The sequence below is a fragment of the Candidatus Dependentiae bacterium genome, from assembly GCA_013821315.1.
Lineage (GTDB): Bacteria > Babelota > Babeliae > Babelales > Babelaceae > JACDHA01.
Window position 1 is genome coordinate 1 of sequence record JACDHA010000025.1, and the last position, 23,119, is coordinate 23,119.

Consider the following 23,119-nt stretch of genomic DNA (forward strand, 5'->3'; position numbering starts at 1 on the left):
GGCGTATGTAAATTCTCATAAAACACAAGTGGCTGTTATTACTGGTAGTTTAGGGGCAGCCTATATCTTATGGCAAATTGGCAAAAGTGTTAATGCCGATAGACAGCAGAATTTAACAACCATTGATGCATTTTTGGGTAGCTTATCAGCTGAACAATTTGCAGCAATTGGTAGTTCGTCTGACTTAGTCCAACTGGTTGGTCAAGCACAAGATAATCCTGCTTATTTGCTTGAAAGTGCTGACTTTGTAGTACTTTTAAGTAGCAAGCAAAAACATAATTTAGAACAGATAGTAGCTCATTATAATCAAAGTATAGCTTTGCTGAAAGCTGATTACTAATATTTTTTTACTCTACACGCTATAAATTAAAGGGTGCTCCGGCACCCTTTTTTGTTAGTTGCATCTTTGGCTTATTTCAAGTTAAACTAATCAAAACAGTGGTGTATTATATTAATAATGTAAAAGAGAAAACTATGAAAACAAGAAAAACTTTGTGTAGTATAGCTATTGGTCTTTTAAGCTCTTGTTTAGTTATGTGTAGGGCTGAAAATACTTTTGACAATCCAGCAACTTATAGAGAGCTTGATATTAAGCAAGCCTATACTAAAGAAAATGTTATACCAGTTGCTATTTTAGGCGGTGGCCCTGCAGGCTTAACAGCTGCCATGTATACTACACGAGCTCGTATACATACGGTTGTTTTCACTGGTCCAGTACCTGGGGGACAGCTTACTAATACTACACTTGTTGAAAACTGGCCTGGCATTGCAAAAATGCAAGGATACGAAATTATGGATATTTTACAAAAACAAGTTCAAGATTTTGGTGCAGTTATTATTGAAGACACAGTAACTAAAGTGGACTTTGATCAATGGCCTTTTGTATTAATGACAGAATCAGGAAGGGTTATGCATGCACTTACCATAGTAATTGCTACAGGATCAGCACCGCGGCAATTAGGCATTCCTGGTGAGCTTGAGTATTGGGGACGAGGTGTAACACCTTGTGCATTATGCGATTGCGGATTTTTTAAGGGTAAAGATGTAGTAGTAGTTGGTGGTGGTGATGGTGCAGTTGAAGAAGCTTTACAATTAGCTTCTCATGCAAAAACGGTTACTATTATTGTGCGTAAAGACCGTATGAGAGCAGCTAAAAGCATGCAAGAAAGACTTGAAGATTATAAAAATGTAAGCATAGTCTACAACAAGCAAATTCTTGAAGTTGTGGGTGATGGTAATGCAGTTACGGGTCTTAAAATAAAAGATTTTGAAACAGATCAAGAAAGTTTGTTGACTGCTCAAGGGCTATTCTTAGCTATAGGCCATAATCCTAATACAAGTCTATTTAGTAATTATTTAGCTATAAATAATGCAGGATATTTAGAGCTTGAAGGACGCTCACAAACTACTTCGGTTAAAGGCGTCTTTGCTGCAGGTGATGTTGAAGATAGTAAATTCAGACAAGCAGTAGTTGCATCTTCAAGTGGCTGTAAAGCAGGACTTGAAGCAGTTGAGTGGTTGCGTGATATAGGTCTTACCGAGCTAGTAGCACGTAAACTACAATTATTTGCTGAAGAGACAGAAGTACAGATTAATTAAAACAAGTTAATACAAAAAAAAGAGGCACTTATTACAGTGCCTCTTTTAGTTTAGAGCGGTGCTATTTCTTGAGCAACTGATGTTGCTGGAACACCTGTTTTAATACGTCTGATAAATTCAGGGCCATACATGTAGGCGCTAAGTAAAAACGCTAGTAATACGGGTATTTTAACTGGTTTAAAGCCCCAGAGTTTATAAGCTATATTACAAAACGTTAGCACTATAATAACAGGATATACCATTAAAATAAGTGGTATTGAATAGTAGAGTAACCCCTTAAGCTTAAGTTGAGCAATTACTGTTGTTAATCCAAGTACTAACGTGAGTGCTGTAGTATAGCCTACTTTGCGTTGTAAAATATCGTTGCGTAGATACTCACTTACTACTGAAGCAAGAGCAATCATAGTTGAAAGACATGCTACAAGTACTGTAAGACTGATAAAGACAGCCCCTTTGTCGCCAAGAACACGGATTATAGTGGTAATAAAAATTTTACCTTCATCGAGGTGACCAAGCCCTTGACCATGAAAAGCTCCTAAGTATCCCATGCCAATATACACAAGAGTTAAAAGAAATCCTCCTATAATACCCCCACGGAGCATAACTTTAGCTAAGGCACGATGATTACTCGTAATTTCTGGAGCAGCAGTACGCTTTAAAATGGCGATGATAATATAAGCAAAAAATATCATGCCCACTAAATCAAAAGTGTTGTAGCCTTCTTGAAAGTTAGTCTTAAATATTTCCCATGAAGGCGTAGATACTACTGCCATAGGTTTACGAAACCAAAATCCTAAAGATATAATCGTAAACATAGAGAGCAGTTTAAGCGGGCTTAAAATTTTACCCAGTAAATCAACAATTTTATTTTTATGGTAGCAGCAAACAAACGTTAAGAGTGCAAAAAACAGACTAAACCAGAGTATGCTGCAGGATTCACCCACAAACGGTGAGATTAACTCGTAGGTAAGCCCTACAATACGAGGCATAATTAAGAGGGGCCCTATAGTAAGCATGCAGAAAAGTATCAGTAAATTACCTGGTATTTTACCTGTACGAGCAAAGAAAGCCCTGTAGTCGCCATCAAAAAAAACCATACCAATAAGGCCAACTAGCGGTAATAAAACGGCAGTAATAATAAACGCTGTTAACCCTAACCATGTCTGCGTACCAGAAACGATGCCAACTTTAGGAGGGAAAATTAAATTACCTGCACCAAAAAGCATAGCAAATATAGCTAGCCCGGTAGTAAGTGTGGTTGACTGAAAATATTTTTTCATAGTATTCCTTTATAGTTACTAAAACAAATAATAAAAGCATAATAAGACACAACAGTGCTCTTATGATAGAAGACAACTAAAATAATTAAAAGCAAAAAGAAAAAGATTTATTTTATAAACAAATACTAATAATGGGCAGATAGGCCCAACACATAAAGGCAGGATATAAAGAAAGACTGTAAGAAAAAGTAACTGGTGTGGTGACAGTTTTTTTAGACAAATCCTTGTCCATGATGGCTCCTTTAAGGTGTTATAACCAGTAAAATATTCTTTCTTAACATATACCATTCCTGTGTCAAATGCAAATTAGCAGCTAGGTTACAAGTGTTTGAAGGGCCGTTAATGCACCTACTGCTAATCGCATACTAAAGCTCTCGTGTACGTAGGGCTGCCAGCTTGTTTGAGCATACTGTTGTATACGGCTTACACTATTTTTTATGTTAGCTGACTTTAGTAAGCACTGATTATTGTGTGCATTAAGCACCTGGAAGCCAAAATAACTCTCATGAGCATTAAGTGAAAGTGTTAAGTCAGTTATATTTTGATAAGTAAAACTTGTTTTTTTGAGCAACTCTTTAACTAAAGGTATAAGTATAACAAGAGGTAATGGAGTAAGAGTATTATACACAGCTTGAGTGTTAACAGGTGTTGTGTTAAATAAACCAGGGCTATAATGATTAAAAAACCAATAAGCACAGTGTCCAAAGGCTTGTTTGTCTTCATCTGCAGTTATTTGAAGATCATACAGATGTTTACCAGGACAAACTTTGACATATTCTTGTGTATTAAAAAGATCGCTTAATTTACGATGCGTTATACCATGAGGAGTAGAGAAGCTATCGCCACTTTGCACTGTATCGCCCGTTGAGTAGATATTTATAACAGTTTTAAAAATGCTTTTTTTAGCAAGTTGTGCAGTTTCTGTTTGTAGGGGAGTACCAAGCAGTACTACTGTGTCGATACTAATTGCTGCTGGTGAACGCTCTGCAGCTTGAGCTGTGTATAAAATAACATTGCCACCATGGCTGTATCCGCACAGAGTAATTATGGGTTCATAATTCTGTTGTTTATAGGTATAAATAAGTTTTATAAGAGTTTGATAAAGGTCTTCAGCTGTTTGTTTTCTATGACTTTCGCTTAAAAGGCCGGTAAAACCAAAAGTATAATAGTCATGTTCTACGTGTTGTTTACTGTTGTTTGCAAGTAGTTTTGTTATGGTATGATAAGCGCCAATTGCTTGATAAGCACCTTTTTTGCTGAGCGCTGGAGGAAGTGTTTGTTGAGTATATTGTTGTAAGTAGCCATTATCAATTTTATGTAAACCAACATCAAGCATAATACAATCTTCTTGTAACAATGGATTAGTGCGTAACTGCCCGATACAGCGTGAATACCAGTCCTGAGAATCAAGATTATGGATATAGGTTTTATGAGGATTAAGGAATGCCAAAAAGGGAAAAACTGTACCATGCACAAATATAGTTACTTGCTTTTTGATCGGAGTTTTTTTTACTTGTAGGCTAAACGTGGCAGTTATAATCAAAAGAATTGAAGTTAGATAGATACCACTCACTAATTGTTTTTTATCAATCATGTAATTTTCCATTATTTTTTCTTACTTGTATATACTAACTAAGTTTAATAGAACCGTCAGGCTATGCAACAGGTCAAAAACAGATGTTTTTCCTTATACCGGGTCTAGTATGTAGTATTAGATTAAGGCATTATACAACTGCAAGAGATAGCTAAAAAGTTAAAGCAGGTTCTCTATTTGAAAAAAAGCTCAATATGGGTTATACTTTTAAAAATTAATACATAAAAAAAATAGAGAAAAAATACGATGCTTTACTTAAAAAACGTTTCTATTGCTCTTGATACTAAACCTATTATTGACACTCTTTCCCTTTCTTTTTCTGCTGGCACAGTACATGCTTTAATGGGGCCTAATGGCTCAGGCAAAAGCACTCTGGCAGCTACCCTTATGGGTCACCCTGCTTATACGCTTACCAGTGGGCAACTACTTCTTGATACTAGTGATCTAAGTGCGTTGCCGGTAGAAAAACGGGCACGTGCAGGGTTGTTTTTAGCAGCTCAGTATCCTCAAGAAGTGCCTGGTGTACAAGTCTTTACTTTTCTTAAAGAAGCTCATCGTATGCTTACTGGTCAAGATATAGCAGTATCTGCTTTTAAAGAGCTTGTATACGCTGCTTTTGACAGGGTTAATTTAGATCATAGCTTTGTCTATCGTAATCTGCACGAAGGTTTTTCTGGTGGCGAGAAAAAACGGTTAGAAATTGCACAATTATTATTGTTTTCTCCTAAAGTAGCTTTACTTGATGAAATAGACTCTGGTCTTGATGTTGATGCTTTAAAACTAGTTGCTCAAGCATTACAATATGCAAAGTCAGTAAATCCTGATTTGGTATTGATACTTATTACCCATTATAATCGTATTTTAGAGTATATAGTGCCCGATTACGTACACGTTATCTCTTGCGGTAGATTAGTAGCTTCAGGTTCTCATGAGTTGGCTCATACTATCGAACAGCGGGGATATAATGGATTATCACTATAAAAGCAAGCAAGGTCTTAACAAACAGATAGTAATTGACATATCAGAGCGTAAAAATGAACCAGGTTGGATGACCGACTTTAGGCTTAAAGCTCTTGAAATATTTGAGTCGTTGCCACTGCCTGCTTGGGGTCCTGATTTAAGTGAGCTTAACATTCAAGACATCTATTATTATATAAAGCCCTTAGAAGATCAAAAGACGTCGTGGGACGATGTACCTGATAAAATTAAAAATACTTTTGAAGCGCTTGGTATCCCTCAAGCTGAAAGAACTATGCTTGCAGGTGTAGGTGCTCAATTTGAATCTGAAGTTGTCTATAAAAGTTTAAAAAAAGAATGGTCGTCTAAAGGTGTTATCTTTTGCGATATGACGAATGGTTTAGCTCTTTATCCTGAATTATTTAAAAAATACTTTGCGTCTATTATACCTGCTCATGATAATAAATTCGCTGCGCTTAATTCAGCTGTATGGAGTGGTGGTAGTTTTGTATACGTTCCTGAAGGAGTGCATATAGATATGCCCTTGCAGGCCTATTTTCGTATAAATCAGTCACAAATGGGGCAATTTGAGCGGACACTTATTATTGCTGAAAAAAATGCGAAAGTGCACTATATAGAAGGGTGCAGTGCGCCTATTTATAAAAAAAGTTCTTTGCATAGTGCAGTAGTAGAAATTAGTGCTCACGAAGGATCTCAAGTGGTCTATACTACTATTCAAAACTGGGCTTCCAATATCTATAATTTGGTTACCAAGCGTGGTATAGCATATAAAAATGCACGTATTTCATGGGTTGACGGAAACTTTGGTAGTAAAGTAACTATGAAGTATCCTAGTGTGATACTAAAAGAACCTGGTGCTCAAGGTGATATACTCTCTATAGCAGTAGCATCAGAAGGGCAACATCAAGATTCAGGGGGCAAGATTATTCACTTAGCGCCTGACACTCATTCAACTATTATTTCTAAATCAATAAGTAAAAACTCAGGACGAGCAAGTTACAGAGGGCTACTCAAAGTAGCTAAGGGTGCTACAAATGTACGTTCTCGTGTACAATGTGACGCTTTAATGCTTGATGATCAATCACAATCAGATACCTATCCTACCATGCTTATACATGAATCAGAAGTTGACGTTGGTCATGAAGCTTCTGTGTCTAAAATAAGTGATGAGCAACTATTTTATTTAACGAGTCGTGGTATAACTAAAGCAGCAGCAAGCGCTATGATAGTAAATGGTTTTATTGAGCCGTTTATTAAAACATTGCCTATGGAATATGCTGTTGAGCTTAATAGGCTTATTAATGCTGAAATGGAGGGGTCAATTGGTTAATAACACTCTGTTTCCATCAGATTCTCTAGTAGAGTTTTGGTATAACGCATCTAATAAAGTATCTAAGCTAGCGGCCTATCAAGCACAAGCTTTTGATGCTTATAAAAAGCTGTCTAATCAACAAACTACTACCGCTTTTTCACGTTTTGTATCCGTACAGTTTGATTGGGCCCCGTATACAGTTATAGATCAGAGCTCAAGCTTTAAAGATCTAGGTAATGGTGCATGGTCTAATGATCTAGCTCAATCCTATAGTGAGCATACAGAAGTTAAGCATTATACAGATAAGCTGTTTTTAAACATAACTAATTACAGCGCACTACAACTGCTTACCCTTGCTTGTGGTTATAGTAAAGTTGTGTATATACCTGCTTATGCTCAGGTAAAGCTATTGCTTAACGATCTTTTAAATTATCAACGCAGTAGTTTAGTGATAAATTCTACTTTATTTATTATTGGTGCAGGAGCTCAAGTAACTATTGTTGATACTTATAATCCAGAAAATCAGTCTGCTCAACTAAGCAGTTTGTGGGGATGTATAGGTGCTGGAGCTTCTGTGTTTGTGGTACAAGAGCATGCTCTTTCACTTGAATCTCATGTTCTTTTACATGACTCATGGTTTTTAGATTCTCATGCGCAACTAAAAATAATTAAAGCAGTTACTGGCGGTGCGTTAAGCTCTTTGCAGCATGATTTTATGCTCGAAGGGTTGCAAGCATCTGTTTCTTGTAATTTTGCGTCTATTCTTAAAAAAAATCAGCACAATGCTTTTAGTACACGCCAGTACCATACGGGTGAAAAAACAGAAAGCAGCATTAACATTAAAAATGTATTATATGATACTTCGCGTGCATTGTATGAAGGTACTATTTTTGGTAGTAAAGAAGCTCGCGCTATGCTTGCCGATCAGCAACAACGCGCTTTGCTTATGAGTAATGTTGCTCGTGTATGTGCAATACCCTCTTTAGAAATTAAGACAAAAGAGGTACACTGTCGTCATGGTAGTGCTGTGGGTAAAGTAAACAGAGAGCAACTGCTTTATTTACAGTCACGTGGCTTTACCCCAGAGCAAGCTCAAAAGCTTTTAGTTGAAGCTTTTCTAGAAGATATCTCTAGAGGATTACTCCAAGAAGAGTTGCCTCAGGTGTTTGCATTAATTCAACGTATTAAAAATTATTGTTTCTTAACTTAAGTAGCTAATATGAAAAATAGTATATACTGGGCTTCTTTGAGCCCGTTTTTTCTGTCATTGGTATGTTTGTCATCCCTAAGTGCTATGGATATCCCAAAGCAGAATCTAACAGCATTACATGCGCAGTATAAAAATCTGCCTAGCAATCAAGCTTTAGCTTTAGCTTTGGGTCTTAAAGAGCAGCACAAGAGCCCTCAATTAATGGTTTTGCTTTTTGAGCATGCTGCTTTACGAGGTGAAACTGAAGCACATTATCATCTTGGTTTATTACATGCAGGTAGTGATAGAGATAAAGCATATGAATACTTCCAGCGAGCAGCAGTTCAGTGTCATCGAGCATCTTGTTATCAATTGGCGAAATTAGAATTAAACTATAAAAAAGACACGACTAAAGCAGCTTATTGGACAATTGAGGCTATAAAGCCTACACATTTTATTGAAGTACAAAATGTCTATCCGTTTGCTCGATGGCCTCGTTACAGTTGGTGTTCAGAAGCATTTGATCTTTTAGGTGCTTTGCTTTTGGGCGTATATGGTGTTGAGGCTCAAGTAAGCATGCAAGAGCTTTATGAAAGTTCTAAAAGCGACTTTCAAAAAACGTGCGACGTAGGTTTAAAATTTTATGCCCAAAAAGACTATAGCAATGCTCTGCAAGTATTTTCCCCTCTTGCTCAGATTAAACATCCAGTAGCGCTGCGTATGCTCAAACAACCCACTTTACAAAATTTAGACGCTAAAGCTACAATAACCACTCAATTAAGTGATGTAGCTATACTAGCTCCCGAAACAGAACAGGTTGCTTTAAAACAAGCACTTGAACTGAATTTAAAGTCTGAAGTGCAGGCAGCACCCGAGAATGTTGAGAGAGAAAAAAAAGTTACTCCCAAAAAAGTACGTAAAAAATCGCGTAAAAATAACCTGTATGATCAGTTAGCTTCTCTTGCTGAGCAGGGTACCTGTAAGTCAGCGATCCCACTCTTAGGAAAAATTTTGAGCGCTAACCAGGATGATAAATACTTAGTTAAGCTCTTTGAAGAATATACTCTTCTTGAAACGATAAAAAGCTTTGCAGATCAAGAAATTGTGCAAGGCCTTTATGCTTGGGGTTTAGTTTTATATGTAGGAACAAGTAGCCAAGTACAAAATCTAGCGCAGGCAGAAGAGTATTTTAAAGCAGCTGCTCACAAGCATTATGCTCGAGCATGGTATAAACTTGGTTGTATTGAAGATAAGCTAAAAAACATTGAAAGTGCTTTGTATTGCTATACCCAGTCTGCTCGATCTGTTAAAGAAGTAGGCGATGAAATATTGATTGATTTAGGTGTTGAGTTTGTAAAAAAGTATGCTAGTGCTAAATTACCTTATGCTGAAGGATGTGCAGCTCTTTTGTTGTTGACAAGCAGTACTAAAGAACAATTTGAAAAGGGTGTTCAATACTGTGGCTTGCTTATTGATCGGCTTATAGATGAGCCGCACTTACCTATAGCTCATATATTTAACGATCTTGCAATAGTAGCATTGCTTGAAGAACATGCTGATATTAAAAAAAATGAGCATGCCGCCTATCTATTAGCAGAAATATATTTTACTGTCCCTGAGTTTAAAGATCCTAGTAAAGCTATTAACTATCTAAAATTAGCAGCAAGTTTAAAGCACCCTGAAGGTCAAGCAGCATTAGGTAGACGTTATAGTTATGGAGTTGATGTAAAGCAAAACTCAAGTAAGGCTTTAAAATTTTTGCAGGCATCTCATGAGCAACAGTGTACTACAGGTACTTTTCATTTAGCCCTAGCATATGATCAAGGTGTAATAGTGCCTAAAGATCAAGCTAAAGCTCTTGAGCTTATGGGTAGTCCTTGGCTTAATAACTATTTTGATGCGTTGCAATATAGAGCTTCAGATTTGTTAAATAATAAAAATGGAGTATGTAAAGATAAACAAAAAATAATTGATGCTCTTGAAAATTTTGTTCCTCATAATACTGAAGCATATTTTACCCTTGGCAGTATTTATTATAATAGACGTACTAAAGTAAATAAGGCCTTGGTTAATAAAGGGATACGCTATTTAAAAATAGCAAGTGACGCAGGTAATGGTTATGCTTCACATCTTTTAGGTAGAATTTATTACCATGGTGAAGGTGTAAAAAAAAGTGTTGATTGTGGTATAGAATATCTTAAGAAAGCTGTTGATTTAGATAATGAAGCTGCCACAGAAGATCTTCTTAATATTTATTATGCTCGTAGCCAATATGATTTAGCGTTGCCCTTAGCTGAAAAACTTCACACTGTTCATACTAATAGCCATGGTACAGCATTTCTAGGACTTTTTTATGCAAAAGGTTATGCAGTTGGTTCTGAGCTAAAAAAGGCTACAAACTATTTATTTACTGCCTTTAAAATGGGTACTATCGTTAATGGTAGGATTGAAGATAGTGCTCTTAATCTAGCTTTGCAAGTAATTGCTGCACAATTATGGCTTACTCAAAGAGCAGGTGACGCTTGGGCAACTACTGCTTTAAAAGTACTAAAATCAGTTACTAGTGATGCAGGATTACTTTGGCAAGAATCAGACAAGATGATCTCGGTACTACAACGTAAGCAAGCGTAAGTATGTTTAAAAAACTAAGAGCAGATTTTCCTTTTTTTACTAAAAGACCTGAATTAACTTATTTGGATAATGCTGCAACCACACAAAAGCCGCAAGCAGTTATAGATGCCATAACTAACTTTTACGCACGTGATAATGCTCCTGTACATCGCGGCATCTATACCCTTGCTGAAGAGGCAACCGTACACTATGAGCAAGCACGCTCAACTATAGCGCATTATTTAGGAGCTTTACCTCAAGAAATAGTATTTACTGGCGGAACCACTGAAGGTATAAACTTTGTTGCTTATGCATGGGGTCAAAAAAACTTGCATCCAGGCGACGAAATTATAGTCAGTGAGCTTGAGCATCATTCTAATTTAGTGCCCTGGATAAGACTCTGCCAAGAAAAGCAGCTGGTACTTAAATACATTCCTGTAACACCCGAAGGTGATTTAGATTACTCGGCCTATGCAGATTTACTCAGCACAAAAACTAAACTGGTTGCTTGTACAGCTCAGTCTAATGCTTTAGGCACTGCAGTAAACTTACCTGCTATAATTAAACCTGCGCGTGCTTATGGTGCTAAAATACTTATCGATGCAGCACAAATAGTTGGTCGCACACCTATTAATCTACGCGAGCTTGATATAGATTTTCTGGTCTTTTCTGGCCATAAAATGACAGGTCCTACAGGCATAGGTGTACTCTATATAAACAAAAAAATACAAGAGCACGTTGAGCCTTATCAAGTTGGTGGCGGCATGGTGTTCTCTGTTGGTTCTGATCATGCCACTTGGCTCAAAAGCCCAGCAAAATACGAAGCGGGTACACCACCTATTGCTCAGGCTTTAGGCCTAGCTGCAGCTTTTAATTATTTACATACTCAAGTAGATTTTGAAAAATTAAAAGAGCATGAAGCTGAACTTACCCGTTATGCTTTAACTGAGTTGCTTCAGATGCCCACGATACGGGTTTTAGGACCTCAAGAGCAGCTAGCTATGCAAGGGCATATGGTAAGCTTTGCGTCTACTAAGTATCATGCACATGATATTGCAGCTTATTTAGATACCTACGGTATATGTGTACGAGCAGGGCACCATTGTGCGCAGCCACTTCATAAAAAACTAGGCATAGAAAGTTCTACGCGCCTTAGTTTTTACCTTTATACAACTCAAGAAGAAGTTGAACGTTGTATCTATTATCTTAAAAAGCTTTTTTAATTTTACAGGATTTAATTAAATAGTAGTGAATAGTTACTGCTCAAAAAGCTTATCAATAACAGCCTTCCAATTTTTTTTAATTTGAAATTATTTTAAATATATATTATTAAATTGTATATAATTTATTAACAATACTATTTAGGATACAATGTATGTTTTATAAAATGGTTCTACTTTTTACTTTTAACGTGATCACTACTCTTTCTATGGATTTAGAATTTAATGATCCATTTTTGCCATCGGGCCTTCAACCTACTCAGTCTAGTGAAAGACATAGGGGTAAAATACCTCCTCATGAGTTAGCTATTCTTGATAGATTAACTACACAAGTCGATAGACGAGCATTTCCTCATTTATCAAAGCTTCCCGTTATTACTTTTAAAGATATTATAGGACCAGTTCCTAGTGTTGTTAAAAAGGTTGCTCGAATACTAAAAAATCCTCATATGTATCTTTCTGAGGGCTTAAAAGATATTCCAGCTAAGTTGTTACTGTATGGGCCTCCTGGAACAGGCAAAACATTGCTTGCTCGTGCGATAGCCGGAGAAACAGGTAGGCCATTTCTTTCTGTCTCTTCTGGGTCACTTATAACTGCCTATCAAGGATCTGGAAGTCAATCAATAAAAGAACTATTTGACGAGGCAAGACGCTTGGGACCTTGCGTACTATTTATTGATGAATTAGATGGTATTGCTGACAAGATGGCTAATAGTTCTTCAGGTGAATCTAAGAGAGCAGTATACCAATTATTTGATCAGCTAGAGCCTAACGATCCTATTTTATTTATTGGCGCTACTAATTTAGAAAGAAATATACTGGACGCTCTTATGAGTCGCTTTGGGGAATTTTCTGTATTAGTACCTTTGCCTGATAAAAATACTAGAAAAAAATTACTGTTATATTTTTTAGACAAAAACAAATCCGCTCTTGCGCCAGAGTTTTTTGATATTTTAGCAGAAGAAACAGAAGGATTAAGCATAAGGCAGATACACGCTATGGCTATGAATGCTTTAACGAGAGCTATAAAGCGTAAAACGAACAGCACCACTAGCAACAGTAATGGCAGTACAAAAGATGAAATTTCATTTGATACTTATACTAGCGAAAATACAGTTGCTGCTTCAGTTCTACAAGATGATTTGTATACAGCTCTTTATGCGAGTCAAGGATGCTTAATACCTAAGGATGAAACAAGAAAGCTTATCCTAAAATTTTATTTACAAAAAGCATCAATGGTTTTAAATAACTCATTTTTGTTATTTTTCACTAAATTAACAACGGGATTGAGTGGTAAGCAATTATTTGATTTAGTGAAAAAAGCTCGGTCTTTAGCTAAAGAAAAAAATGCTTTACAACCAAGAGAAGAGGATTTTGTTGTAGCATTTTATTTATTTGATGAACATCATATAGATCATCGATTTAGATTAAATAAAGTTTATAAGAAAAATCAAATTGATTTTATCAGTAGAATACATATTTTAAAACATTATTTTGAATTAGCTCTAAAATCAAGTAGTTATACAGTTATATTTAACGGAGTTACAGTTCAAGATTTTTCTCAAACAAGTGCTTTTGTGCTTTTTCTTGAGAAATTCAACACAGAGCTACAGGATTTTGACTTTAAAGGGCTACAAAAACTTATTATCACTGTAGTTGATGTAGCAAAAGCAAAAAACGTATCAACTATCCGGGAAAAAGACTTTTATACAGCTCTTGCTTACTGTACTTTAGGCTTAAGTAAAAAGATTGAATTTGTTCAAGTGCATGTAGACTTTATTAATTACCTTTTCCTAATGACAGGCTCTTCCTTATCAGATAGTTTTATTAGTGATTTGACATGCATGACATTTGATTGTAATAATGATGAGTTGCAATCTTTAGTTGATTTGGCTCGAGAAACATCTTTTATAAGAAATAGAGGAATCATTACTGAAGATAATGTCTATGTAGCACTGTATAAATTCTATAATACACACTCTTGTGTTGCCTATAATGTACAAGGATATACTCCAAATCTAGGTATAGGTGATAGTAGAGATAATAAAATTAAAGAATCACTTATTAAATATATACTGTTTAGTTATTCCAACACAGTTTCTGATGAGTGTATACAAGCTTTTGCAAAAGCTTGTAAAAATGAATTTGGCCTTACTGGGAAATACGTCGATGATCCATATGAAAGTAACCATATGATTGAGCAAAAAAAATCTCTTCTAGAAGAAAAAATATATTCTATTATCGATAGTGCATTTAAGAAGTCAAAAAATAACTGTTTAAGCGATGAAGAGTTAATACAGGCTGCTAAAGACAACAAAGTTATTATCTTTCCTACAGCTTCTTATTGTTCAATAATGTAAATTTTTTTCTCAATATTTAATCTCAATTTAAACAATTTAATTTTTAAAATAAAGAAAGTTTATTATGTATAATTTATACCGCTTAATTAGCCTGTTATTAGTCTTACAACTAAATTTTTACACCGTCTCGATGCAACATAATCTTTATTTAACAGAGCAGAAAGAGTGGCTGTTTGATAAGAGTTATGAGGATTTTTGCAAGGATAACTCAGACTCAAATAGCCTTTGTAGTCCATTTTTTGTAGATTACTTGCTGGAAACAAGTAATTCTGACTTAAGTTATAATAATAGCTGGAATGAATATGTTGATCATAGTTCAGAAAGTCCCAATGGAGGAGAATGGGGGTTTATTAGTACCCCACTGTCTTTTGATCCTTTGAGCCTTTCAAATGCAGAAGAAAAAAATAGTGCTTTTGAAGATAGAACAGATCAGCGATCTCTAACAGATTCTTTATGTGATACTTTTTTAAATCAAGAATCTCTCACAGAGTCTGTACCTGAAGTAGTAGTGAGCGATAATAAATTAGAAATTAAATTAACAGATGAAGAGTTTGTAAAAAATAATATACGCTTTTTAAATGCAGAAGAGCTTCTTACTGTAATAGATAACAGCCCTTCTCTATTAGAAGCTCCTGCAACACGGCAAGCTATTAAAAATATCAAAAAAGCACTTGATAGTAATGCCGCACAAACAGGGTCTAAAAGTAATTCAAAACTTAGTGAAACTACTGAGGCAATTGAAAGTCGGTATAGACAAAACTTGGTTGATTATATAGACGACTATTCTAGTCTTGATGCGCGCATATTGCTTGAAGACGTACCAGAAAATATGCTTTATAATCCAGTTATTCAAGATAAATTTGCTGAATTGTTTAAAAAAGAGCGTTACAATTCCCATGTATTTTCTGATGAACGTATTAAAGACATGCCTGCTACTCAACAAAGAGCAGAGGAGGTTGTTAAGTTTAAACAAGCACTCGAGCTAGATTTTGATAAAGAACCTTTTTATGTCAGCAGAACTAAGTCTCGTACTCATGCTGAACTTAATCATATGTTAAGAGATACGTTTAATCTACAGTATAATTTAGACCCAGAGCAAATTGGTTTAATAAAAGAGTACGCTCAAACTGCCAAAGCTTTAATAAATCAAGGTGAAACGGAAAAAGCGCAAAGAGTTATTGATTGCTTAAGTAAGCCAACTTTAGAGCAATTTTTAAGTGAATTTACTCATGCAGACATTAAAGACAAAGGTAAGTTTTTATCGGTAGTAGAAGCCAATCCATCTGTGTTGAAAAGTCCCTTAGTAAAAGATAAATTTTTAGACGAAGGTAATGGTTTACTACCGCAATTTGCTAAGCTTGCGCCAGCTCAAATTTTTATTAATGAAGTAGATGCTCGGCTAGACCTTTTAGCTCATAAAGAAGTAAAAGATAGGCTAATTACACTGCAAAAGCAATTTGCTTTAAATCCTCAGCTTAATGAAGCGCGCTATAAAGTTGGATATTTACTCAATTATAGTAAATTGCAAGCAACGCTGACTCCTGAAGTAGAGCGTTGTTCTCAGCAGCTTGGTATTAATTTACCTCAACTAACCAAAGACTATAAATATGCTTTTCAATGGCAAGCTCAAGCTACATTAAATAACACTATAAAAGATATTGCCCAACATAATCTTTCTCAAGATGCTGCAGAGCTTATTAAAACTATTTCTATAAATAATGCTCGTGTGTACAATAGCCAAGAACAAATTCAAGCACAGAAAGAAATTATCGAAACACTTAATGGAGCGGTAAGCAAAGTTGTTCAATCAGCGCAAGTAAGTGAGCCTGAGCAAACAAGTTCTGTGTGTAATACTATTAAGTATCTAGGCAACTTAGCATTTTATTTTAATTCTACAGATAATAGTAAAGCTCGAATAGAAATACAACAAATATTAAATGGCATTGCAGATGCTTCTATAGATTCCTTTAAAGCTCTTATTCCAGAATCAGCAAATGATGTAAGAGATAAGCTTATGATACTGCCTATGGCAGTAGGTGTAGTGGCAGCAGAAGTACTTTGGGCTCCATTGGCTATTGTTAGTGGAGCTTATGTTGTAGGTTCAACAGCTTATAATATGTATAAAGATGTTAATGCCCTTAAGCAAGATTTTACAGAGTTAATTCAAGCATATAATAAAGGCGAACCATATACGCTAGGAAAAACATTAGTTAAGACTGCTGCAGATAGTTTAAATCTTGCGGTTACAGGTAAAATGCTTTACTCAGGTTATAAACAAGCTCAAGCACAAAAAGTAGAAGAACCATTTTTTAATGCTTTTGTTGAAGGCGCTAAAAATAAGAAATTGCTTGAAACTCCTGAAGCTAAAGTTAAACTAAAAGAATATAATATAGCTGTAGAGAAGTTAAAAGCTCAATTTGGTAAACAAAAAGTTGAACAAGCAATAGCTCTTCAGAAAATTGACTCAGTTAGTATTGTTAAACGCTCTGACGTAATTACAACGTTAGAAAAAACAGTAAAAGATTTAAAATCAACAAATTCTCAAAACGCTGCTCAGCTATTAACTAATTCAAACTCTATAGTCGAAGAGAGCAAATGGTCTAACTGGTGGAATAAAAACAATAGGTGCTTAAACAATAAAGAAGCTAGAGAACTTGCTAAAGAGCTTGGTTTTACAGAGGATAAGAATCCTCCTTTTAATACACATCGCGGATTAGCGTTTACCGATGGAAAAATATTTATAACACCAGATAAAGATGGCCATAAAGGTGGAGTTTGGAAAGTTATGGAGCGTAGTGGGGATAGACTTTATACTTGTGATGCCTTACTTAAAAATATATTAGGAAAGTAAAATGAATAAAATATGTATAGAAGTTATTAGAGAAGAGGTGGTCGTTGATGAAGGTATCCCTTGCGCTCGAGGGAAAATCACTATAGATGACTTTGATGAAAGATTTGATATTGCTTTAGAGTACTGGACTATAGAAGATTATAAAAAGCAATGGAGAGAAGGGTTAGAAAGAATCAAAACTCATGATAAATCCTGTCTTGTTACTTATGTTCAAGATCCTAAAAAAGCTCCTTTTATTGATTGGTGGAACTTATATAAAATTGGAAATAAAGTCATTATTAGAAATCAAATGCTTTTTGGGGAGAACTATCAAAACCGTATAGGTGATAACCCTTTTAATGTTGAAAATTGTTATAACTTTTTGGTTGAGCGTAGAATGCCAGAACTAGACGAGCCAATGCCTGCTGAGTGGATAATAGATCTAGAGTAATAAAGTAAAATAATATGCTAAACCTATCGATTAAAATTCTTAATAATAAACCAAAAGTAGTTAATAATATACCGTGTGTATTAGGTGAAATTACTATCAATAATTTCAAAGAAAGATTTAATATCCCACTTGAGTATTGGAATCTTAAGGATTATAAACAACAATGGGCTGAAGGCTTACAAAGAATTAGAAACTATAATAGATCGTGTTTGGTTACTTGTGTACAAGACCCTGAAAAAGCACCCTTGATAAATATGTGGGGCCTTTATAAACGTAGTAAACAAGTATTTATATATAATTTTATGTTTTGTGGAAGCACTTACAAAGAATATATAGGTGATAAGCTTTTTACACCTGAAACTTGTTATAATTTTATACCTCGTAAACCAACAAATCCTAAAGCATCAGTATGGGTAATAAACTTAGATGATGAAAGCTTATCCTAGTCTAAGCTTAACGAACTACTTAAGTTCAATAGGGGTATAAAGTGAAAAACTTCTCAATCAAAGTTCTTGATAAAAAAAAAGAAATGGTTTGGGATATGCCATGCTTATGGGGAGAAATTATTATAGGAGATTTCAAAGAGAAGTTTGAGATGCCGATATTGTGGTGGACAGCTACAGATTATCAAAAACAATGGTATGAAGGCATAGAAAGAATTAAAACTAATGCAAAGTCCTGTTTAGTGACCTTTGTGCAAAATTCTCTAGGTAATCCTATGATAGTAATGTGGGCACTTTATAAAAAGAAAAATATACTTGTTATAAAGAATCATATGTTCTGTGGAAGTATGTATAAAAAGAGAATAGGTGTTAAGCCTTTTACACCGGAAACTTGTTATGATTTTATACCTAAAAATTTAAATACAACAGGTTCTGTGTGGACGGTAGATTTGGATGAAAATAACTAGCTCTAGAGGTGCTATTTGTTTTAGTAAAATTTCATATAACGTAAGCTTGATAAAACGTGTTATAAATTGGGTGTTTACTCAACTATAGTAAATTGCAAATAACGCTAACTCCTGAAGTAGAGCGTTGTTCTTAGCAGCTTGGTATTAATTTACCTCAACTAACCAAGACTATAAATATGCTACAGCTGTAGAGAAGTTAAAAGCTCAATTTGGTAAACAAAAAGTTGAACAAACAATAGCTGTACAGAAAATTGACTCAGTTAGTATAGTTAAACGCTCTGATGTAATTACAACGTTAGAAAAAACAGTAAAAGATTTAAAATCAACGAATAGTAATTCTAGTTGGTCGCAATTAAAAGATGCTGTTACTATAGGTATTAATGGCAAATATAAAGACGCTCCTTATCATCATCCAGATAGTCGTGGTCCAAAAAGTCCTGCGCCCACAAATGGTCAACTTGCTTTAGATAACTCAATTCAGATAAAGCCAACTTCACCTCATAGAATTGGCATTAGCAAGGACGAATTCGTTGTTTTAAAGGAGACAAGCAAGGGGTTATATCATGGATACCAGTTGTCCTGGAAAAACCTTGAAGATGATATGAGAGAGGTACTAAAAGAGCATGGATTAGTAAATAGAAAAGGGAAAATTGTTAAGGATTCAAATAATGAATAATACTATAGTTTTCAATATAGACAACACTACTTTTATTGAGGTAATACTACCGTGTCAGATTAATGAGTTAGAAGGATGTGAAATAGTAACTATTAATCTTCATTTTGGGAATCAGTTTTATACGCTTTATAAATATAATTGTATTGAGATAGCTATAGAGAATTTAAGAAATTTGCTAAAACAGGCAATAAATAATGAATTAGGCATTCATTCATCTATCCTTAAAGATTTAGGTTATCTAGCTAATGAGTATTTCCAAGAAAGTAGCCAAGAGTTATTTTTTAGGAGAGAAAAAGTAAAGATGTGGATAGGTATGGAATACTTAGTATGGAGTCCTCGAGGAACAAGTACTTGGTTATTTAACAAAAATAGAGAAATATTTTTAGAAATTACACCTAGTTATATGTGGCATTTTAGTGATCCTGAAGAAGGTGAGAATTTTATTACATACGAAGAGTTTTTAAAAGATTATAAACCTCATTGTATATTTAAACTGAGCAAGGAAATTGTTCTTGAATGGCTTAATAAAACTGAAGAGCTGCTTAACATTATGAAGCGGAATTATGAACAATGTAAATATCTTCATGAAGCTGAAGTTAGCTCTATTGATTAACCTGAACAAATCTAGTGTAAAAGGACTACTAACTTGAGAAAAAAATTAAAAAGTTTACTCATTCTTACTTAGGAAAGTTTAGATGGATATATCCATAGAAGTTATTAGAGAAGAGATAATAGTTGTTGAAGGTGTTCCTTGTGCACGTGGTAAAATTACTATAGGTGATTTTAATGAAAGATTTAATATTGCTCTTGAGTATTGGACTTTAGAAGACTATAAAAAGCAGTGGAAAGAAGGTTTAGAAAGAATTAAAATTCAAGATAAGTCATGCCTTGTTAGTTATGTTCAAGACCCAAAAAAAGCACCTTTTATTAACTGGTGGCCCTTATATAAAATAGATAATAAGATCCTAGTCAGAAATCAAATGCTCTTTGCGCACCTTTATAGAAATAGAGTTGGTGATAAAGAATTTACACCAGACACCTGCTATAGTTTTATCCCTGATAGAAAAAAGAAAAAAGTATCAGAATGGATAGCTGACCTTGACTCCCTTTAATATAAATACTGTGAAAGTAAAAATTAATATTATTGAAAAACAAGAAGTCGCGATTGAGGGTGTCCTATCTATATGGGGACAGATAACAATTGGGAATTTCAAGGAAAGCGTTCCAATTGGTCTTGAATACTGGTCCAGAAATGATTTTGAGAGGCAATGGAAAGAAGGGCTTGAAAGACTGCAAAATTATGACAAGTCATGTCTTGTTACCTATGTTCAGGATCCAAAAACAGGTCCATATATAGACTGGTGGCCTATGTATAAGATTGACAATAAGGTATATGTTCAAAACCACATACTTTTTGCTGATCTCTATAGAAATAGAATTGGTGATAAACAATTTACACCAGATACATGTTATGACTTTATACCAAATAGGAAACCAAAAGAAAAAGTATCTGAATGGGTAGTAGATTTAGAATAATGGGAAATTATTAATCTCTTTAATTGATTAGCTAAATTGTGAATAATATAATCCTTAAAATAGACAATACTATTTTTATCGAAGCAATATTGCCTTGCCCACTTACCAAATTAGAAGGTTGTGAAGAAGTAATCATAACTCTCTATAACGAAGAGCAAAGCTATCTACTATATGAGTCTCACTGTATTCAGATGGCAGTTGAAGATTTAAATTATTCGATAAAAGAGGCAATAAATAATAAACTGCAATTGCATCCTTCTATAATAAAGGATATAGGTCATCTTGCTAATGAATATTTCCAAGATAAAGAGGAAGATTTGTTCTTTTGTTACGAACTAAGGAAAATATGGGTAGGAATGGGATATTTATTATGGGATTCGAGAGAAGTGGGTATTTGGATATATAACAAAAATTCTGAAATTTTTTTAGAGATTACTCCTTTTTATCGATGGCATTTTGTTGATCCCAAAGAAGGTGAAGATTTTCTTACTTATCAGGAATTCTTAAAAAATTACCAACCTCATTTGATAGTTAAATTAAGCAAAGAAGTTGCTCTTGAATGGCTTAATAAAACTGAAGAGCTGCTTAGTATTATGAAGCGCAATTATGAACAATGTAAGTATCTTCATCAAGCTGAAGTTAGCTCTATTGATTAACCTGAACAAATCTAGTGTAAAAGTACTACTAACTTGAGAGAAAAATTAAAAAGTTTACTTATTCTTACTTAGGAAAGTTTTGATGGATATATACATAGAAGTTATTAGGTCAGAGATAGTTATTGTTGAGGAAGTACCCTGTGCACGGGGTAAAATTACTATTGGTGACTTTGATGAGAGATTCAATATTGCACTTGAAGATTGGTCTATAGATGATTATAAAAGACAATGGCAAGAAGGACTTGAAAGAATCAAAACCCATGGTAAGTCATGTCTTGTTTCTTACGTACAAGATCCTAGTAAATCGCCTTTTATTAATTGGTGGCCTATGTATAAAATTGATAATAAAATCTATGTTCAAAATCATATACTTTTTGCGCATATCTATAGAAAGAGAATTGGTAGTAAAGAATTTACTCCAGATACATGCTATGATTTTATACCTAATAGGAGGAACTCAAAAGAAAAAGTATCTGAATGGGTAGTAGATTTAGAATAATGGGAAATTATTAATCTCTTAATTGATTAGCTAAATTGTGAATAATATAATCCTTAAAATAGATGATACTATTTTTATCGAAGCAATACTACCTTGCCCGGTTACTAAATTAGAAGGTTGTGAGCAAGTAACTATAACACTTCATAAGAATGAGCAATCCTATACATTATATGAATATCATTGTATTCAAATAGCTGTTGAAGAACTAAATTATTTGTTAAAAGAGGCTCAGGAAAGCCAACTACAACTCGATTGCTCCATAATAAAAGATATAGGATATCTTGCTAATGAATATTTTCAAGATAGAAATAAGTATTTATCTTTTCCTGCTGAGAAGCACAAAAAGTGGATAGGAATGAAATATTTGTTGTGGGATTCTAGAGAAAGAGGAATTTGGATATACAATAAAAACTCGGAAATATTTTTAGAAGTAACACCTTTCTATTCTTGGCGCTCAATAGATCCTGAAGAAGGTGAGAACTTTATTACTTATGAGGAATTCTTAAAAAATTACCAATCTCATTTGATAGTTAAATTAAGCAAAGAAGTTGCTCTTGAATGGCTTAATAAAACTGAAGAATTGCTTAGTATTATGAAGGGCAATTATGAACAATGCAAGTATTTGCATGAAGCAGAATTAAAGTCTATTGATTAGTATGAACATATTTAGCATAAAAATGTTGATTGGATAAGATAAAAATATTAAAAAACTTGCTTATTCTTACTAGGAACGTAAAAGTGAATAAGATTTATATAGAAGTTATTAGAGAAGAAATAGTAGTTTTTGAAGGTGTTCCTTGTGCCCGTGGCAAAATCACTATCGGGGATTTTGATGAAAGATTTGGTATTGCTTTAGAATATTGGACTCTAGAAGATTATAAAAGGCAATGGAGAGACGGACTAGAGAGAATAAATACTCATGATAAGTCATGTTTTGTTACTTATGTTCAAGATCCAGAAAAGTCACCTTTTCTTAATTGGTGGAATTTATATAAAGTTGGTAATAAGATTATTATTAGAAACCAAATCCTTTTTGCTCACCTTTATTCGAATAAGATAGGAGATAAGCGATTTACACCTAATAATTGTTATGATTTTTTGGATGAACGAATAATGCCGGAACCAGATGAGCCAATGCCTGCTGAATGGATAATAGATCTGGAGTAATAAAGTAAAATAATATGCTAAACTTATCGATTAAAATTCTTAATAATAAACCAAGAGTAGTTAATAATATACCCTGTGTATTAGGTGAAATTACTATAAATAATTTCAAAGAAAAATTTGATATTCCACTTGAGTATTGGAATCTTAAGGATTATAAACAACAATGGGCTGAAGGCTTACAAAGAATTAGAAACTATAATAGATCGTGTTTGGTTACTTGTGTACAAGACCCTGAAAAAGCACCCTTGATAA

22 protein-coding genes are annotated in these 23,119 nt (G+C 34.3%); 20 read left to right on the forward strand and 2 right to left on the reverse strand.

What is annotated here, in order from left to right; translation table 11 throughout:
* Both H0X48_05685 and trxB read left to right on the forward strand, forming a co-directional pair.
* A partial coding sequence (locus H0X48_05685) for a hypothetical protein (protein MBA3954781.1) occupies positions 1-340 on the forward strand: 340 nt, incomplete at its 5' end.
* A gap of 134 nt (positions 341-474) precedes the next feature.
* Positions 475-1,599, forward strand: a complete 1,125-nt coding sequence (trxB, locus tag H0X48_05690) for a thioredoxin-disulfide reductase (protein MBA3954782.1) — start codon at positions 475-477, stop codon at positions 1,597-1,599.
* Between the two features lie 50 nt (positions 1,600-1,649).
* On the opposite strand, the gene brnQ is transcribed toward trxB, so the two are convergent.
* Positions 1,650-2,879 carry a branched-chain amino acid transport system II carrier protein gene (gene brnQ / locus H0X48_05695; GenBank protein ID MBA3954783.1) on the reverse strand — a complete coding sequence of 410 codons (1,230 nt, stop codon included), beginning with the start codon at positions 2,877-2,879 and terminating at the stop codon, positions 1,650-1,652.
* Between the two features lie 313 nt (positions 2,880-3,192).
* Positions 3,193-4,485 carry a DUF726 domain-containing protein gene (locus tag H0X48_05700; GenBank protein ID MBA3954784.1) on the reverse strand — a complete coding sequence of 431 codons (1,293 nt, stop codon included), beginning with the start codon at positions 4,483-4,485 and terminating at the stop codon, positions 3,193-3,195.
* A gap of 234 nt (positions 4,486-4,719) precedes the next feature.
* Between H0X48_05700 and sufC the strand changes: the two genes are divergently transcribed.
* The 18 genes from sufC to H0X48_05790 form a co-directional block, all read left to right on the forward strand.
* Positions 4,720-5,454: a Fe-S cluster assembly ATPase SufC gene (sufC, locus tag H0X48_05705; protein MBA3954785.1), complete on the forward strand. Its 735-nt coding sequence runs from the start codon at positions 4,720-4,722 to the stop codon at positions 5,452-5,454.
* On the forward strand, positions 5,402-6,781 hold the full coding sequence (gene sufB / locus H0X48_05710; GenBank protein ID MBA3954786.1) for a Fe-S cluster assembly protein SufB: 1,380 nt from the start codon (positions 5,402-5,404) through the stop codon (positions 6,779-6,781). Before sufC ends, sufB begins: the two co-directional genes overlap by 53 nt.
* On the forward strand, positions 6,753-7,973 hold the full coding sequence (locus H0X48_05715) for a SufD family Fe-S cluster assembly protein (GenBank protein MBA3954787.1): 1,221 nt from the start codon (positions 6,753-6,755) through the stop codon (positions 7,971-7,973). Before sufB ends, H0X48_05715 begins: the two co-directional genes overlap by 29 nt.
* Positions 7,974-7,982: 9 nt before the next feature.
* Entirely contained in the window at positions 7,983-10,583 is a 2,601-nt protein-coding gene (locus tag H0X48_05720; protein MBA3954788.1) for a sel1 repeat family protein, read from the forward strand.
* Positions 10,584-10,585: 2 nt separating this feature from the next.
* Complete coding sequence (locus H0X48_05725; GenBank protein ID MBA3954789.1) at positions 10,586-11,785, forward strand: cysteine desulfurase; 1,200 nt, start codon at positions 10,586-10,588, stop codon at positions 11,783-11,785.
* A 152-nt stretch (positions 11,786-11,937) separates the two neighbouring features.
* Positions 11,938-14,142 carry an AAA family ATPase gene (locus H0X48_05730; GenBank protein ID MBA3954790.1) on the forward strand — a complete coding sequence of 735 codons (2,205 nt, stop codon included), beginning with the start codon at positions 11,938-11,940 and terminating at the stop codon, positions 14,140-14,142.
* A gap of 64 nt (positions 14,143-14,206) precedes the next feature.
* Positions 14,207-16,993, forward strand: coding sequence for a hypothetical protein (locus H0X48_05735; protein ID MBA3954791.1), 2,787 nt, complete (start codon positions 14,207-14,209; stop codon positions 16,991-16,993).
* A 1-nt stretch (position 16,994) separates the two neighbouring features.
* On the forward strand, positions 16,995-17,423 hold the full coding sequence (locus tag H0X48_05740; protein ID MBA3954792.1) for a hypothetical protein: 429 nt from the start codon (positions 16,995-16,997) through the stop codon (positions 17,421-17,423).
* A 14-nt stretch (positions 17,424-17,437) separates the two neighbouring features.
* Positions 17,438-17,869, forward strand: coding sequence for a hypothetical protein (locus tag H0X48_05745; GenBank protein MBA3954793.1), 432 nt, complete (start codon positions 17,438-17,440; stop codon positions 17,867-17,869).
* 41 nt (positions 17,870-17,910) lie between these two features.
* Complete coding sequence (locus H0X48_05750; protein ID MBA3954794.1) at positions 17,911-18,333, forward strand: hypothetical protein; 423 nt, start codon at positions 17,911-17,913, stop codon at positions 18,331-18,333.
* A 668-nt stretch (positions 18,334-19,001) separates the two neighbouring features.
* Positions 19,002-19,622, forward strand: a complete 621-nt coding sequence (locus H0X48_05755; protein MBA3954795.1) for a hypothetical protein — start codon at positions 19,002-19,004, stop codon at positions 19,620-19,622.
* 82 nt (positions 19,623-19,704) lie between these two features.
* Positions 19,705-20,121: a hypothetical protein gene (locus H0X48_05760; protein ID MBA3954796.1), complete on the forward strand. Its 417-nt coding sequence runs from the start codon at positions 19,705-19,707 to the stop codon at positions 20,119-20,121.
* Positions 20,122-20,131: 10 nt separating this feature from the next.
* On the forward strand, positions 20,132-20,545 hold the full coding sequence (locus tag H0X48_05765) for a hypothetical protein (GenBank protein ID MBA3954797.1): 414 nt from the start codon (positions 20,132-20,134) through the stop codon (positions 20,543-20,545).
* Positions 20,546-20,583: 38 nt separating this feature from the next.
* Complete coding sequence (locus H0X48_05770; protein MBA3954798.1) at positions 20,584-21,201, forward strand: hypothetical protein; 618 nt, start codon at positions 20,584-20,586, stop codon at positions 21,199-21,201.
* Positions 21,202-21,283: 82 nt separating this feature from the next.
* Positions 21,284-21,700: a hypothetical protein gene (locus H0X48_05775; protein ID MBA3954799.1), complete on the forward strand. Its 417-nt coding sequence runs from the start codon at positions 21,284-21,286 to the stop codon at positions 21,698-21,700.
* A gap of 37 nt (positions 21,701-21,737) precedes the next feature.
* Positions 21,738-22,355: a hypothetical protein gene (locus tag H0X48_05780; protein ID MBA3954800.1), complete on the forward strand. Its 618-nt coding sequence runs from the start codon at positions 21,738-21,740 to the stop codon at positions 22,353-22,355.
* 83 nt (positions 22,356-22,438) lie between these two features.
* Positions 22,439-22,867 carry a hypothetical protein gene (locus H0X48_05785; GenBank protein MBA3954801.1) on the forward strand — a complete coding sequence of 143 codons (429 nt, stop codon included), beginning with the start codon at positions 22,439-22,441 and terminating at the stop codon, positions 22,865-22,867.
* 14 nt (positions 22,868-22,881) lie between these two features.
* A partial coding sequence (locus tag H0X48_05790; GenBank protein MBA3954802.1) for a hypothetical protein occupies positions 22,882-23,119 on the forward strand: 238 nt, incomplete at its 3' end.

Bases quoted from the DNA above. Each gene is read 5' to 3' on its own strand.
- trxB (MBA3954782.1), top strand. From the start codon at position 475: ATGAAAACAAGAAAAACTTTGTGTAGTATAGCTATTGGTCTTTTAAGC.
- brnQ (MBA3954783.1), bottom strand. From the start codon at position 2,879: ATGAAAAAATATTTTCAGTCAACCACACTTACTACCGGGCTAGCTATA.
- H0X48_05700 (MBA3954784.1), bottom strand. From the start codon at position 4,485: ATGGAAAATTACATGATTGATAAAAAACAATTAGTGAGTGGTATCTAT.
- sufC (MBA3954785.1), top strand. From the start codon at position 4,720: ATGCTTTACTTAAAAAACGTTTCTATTGCTCTTGATACTAAACCTATT.
- sufB (MBA3954786.1), top strand. From the start codon at position 5,402: ATGAGTTGGCTCATACTATCGAACAGCGGGGATATAATGGATTATCAC.
- H0X48_05715 (MBA3954787.1), top strand. From the start codon at position 6,753: ATGCTGAAATGGAGGGGTCAATTGGTTAATAACACTCTGTTTCCATCA.
- H0X48_05720 (MBA3954788.1), top strand. From the start codon at position 7,983: ATGAAAAATAGTATATACTGGGCTTCTTTGAGCCCGTTTTTTCTGTCA.
- H0X48_05725 (MBA3954789.1), top strand. From the start codon at position 10,586: ATGTTTAAAAAACTAAGAGCAGATTTTCCTTTTTTTACTAAAAGACCT.
- H0X48_05730 (MBA3954790.1), top strand. From the start codon at position 11,938: ATGTTTTATAAAATGGTTCTACTTTTTACTTTTAACGTGATCACTACT.
- H0X48_05735 (MBA3954791.1), top strand. From the start codon at position 14,207: ATGTATAATTTATACCGCTTAATTAGCCTGTTATTAGTCTTACAACTA.
- H0X48_05740 (MBA3954792.1), top strand. From the start codon at position 16,995: ATGAATAAAATATGTATAGAAGTTATTAGAGAAGAGGTGGTCGTTGAT.
- H0X48_05745 (MBA3954793.1), top strand. From the start codon at position 17,438: ATGCTAAACCTATCGATTAAAATTCTTAATAATAAACCAAAAGTAGTT.
- H0X48_05755 (MBA3954795.1), top strand. From the start codon at position 19,002: ATGAATAATACTATAGTTTTCAATATAGACAACACTACTTTTATTGAG.
- H0X48_05760 (MBA3954796.1), top strand. From the start codon at position 19,705: ATGGATATATCCATAGAAGTTATTAGAGAAGAGATAATAGTTGTTGAA.
- H0X48_05775 (MBA3954799.1), top strand. From the start codon at position 21,284: ATGGATATATACATAGAAGTTATTAGGTCAGAGATAGTTATTGTTGAG.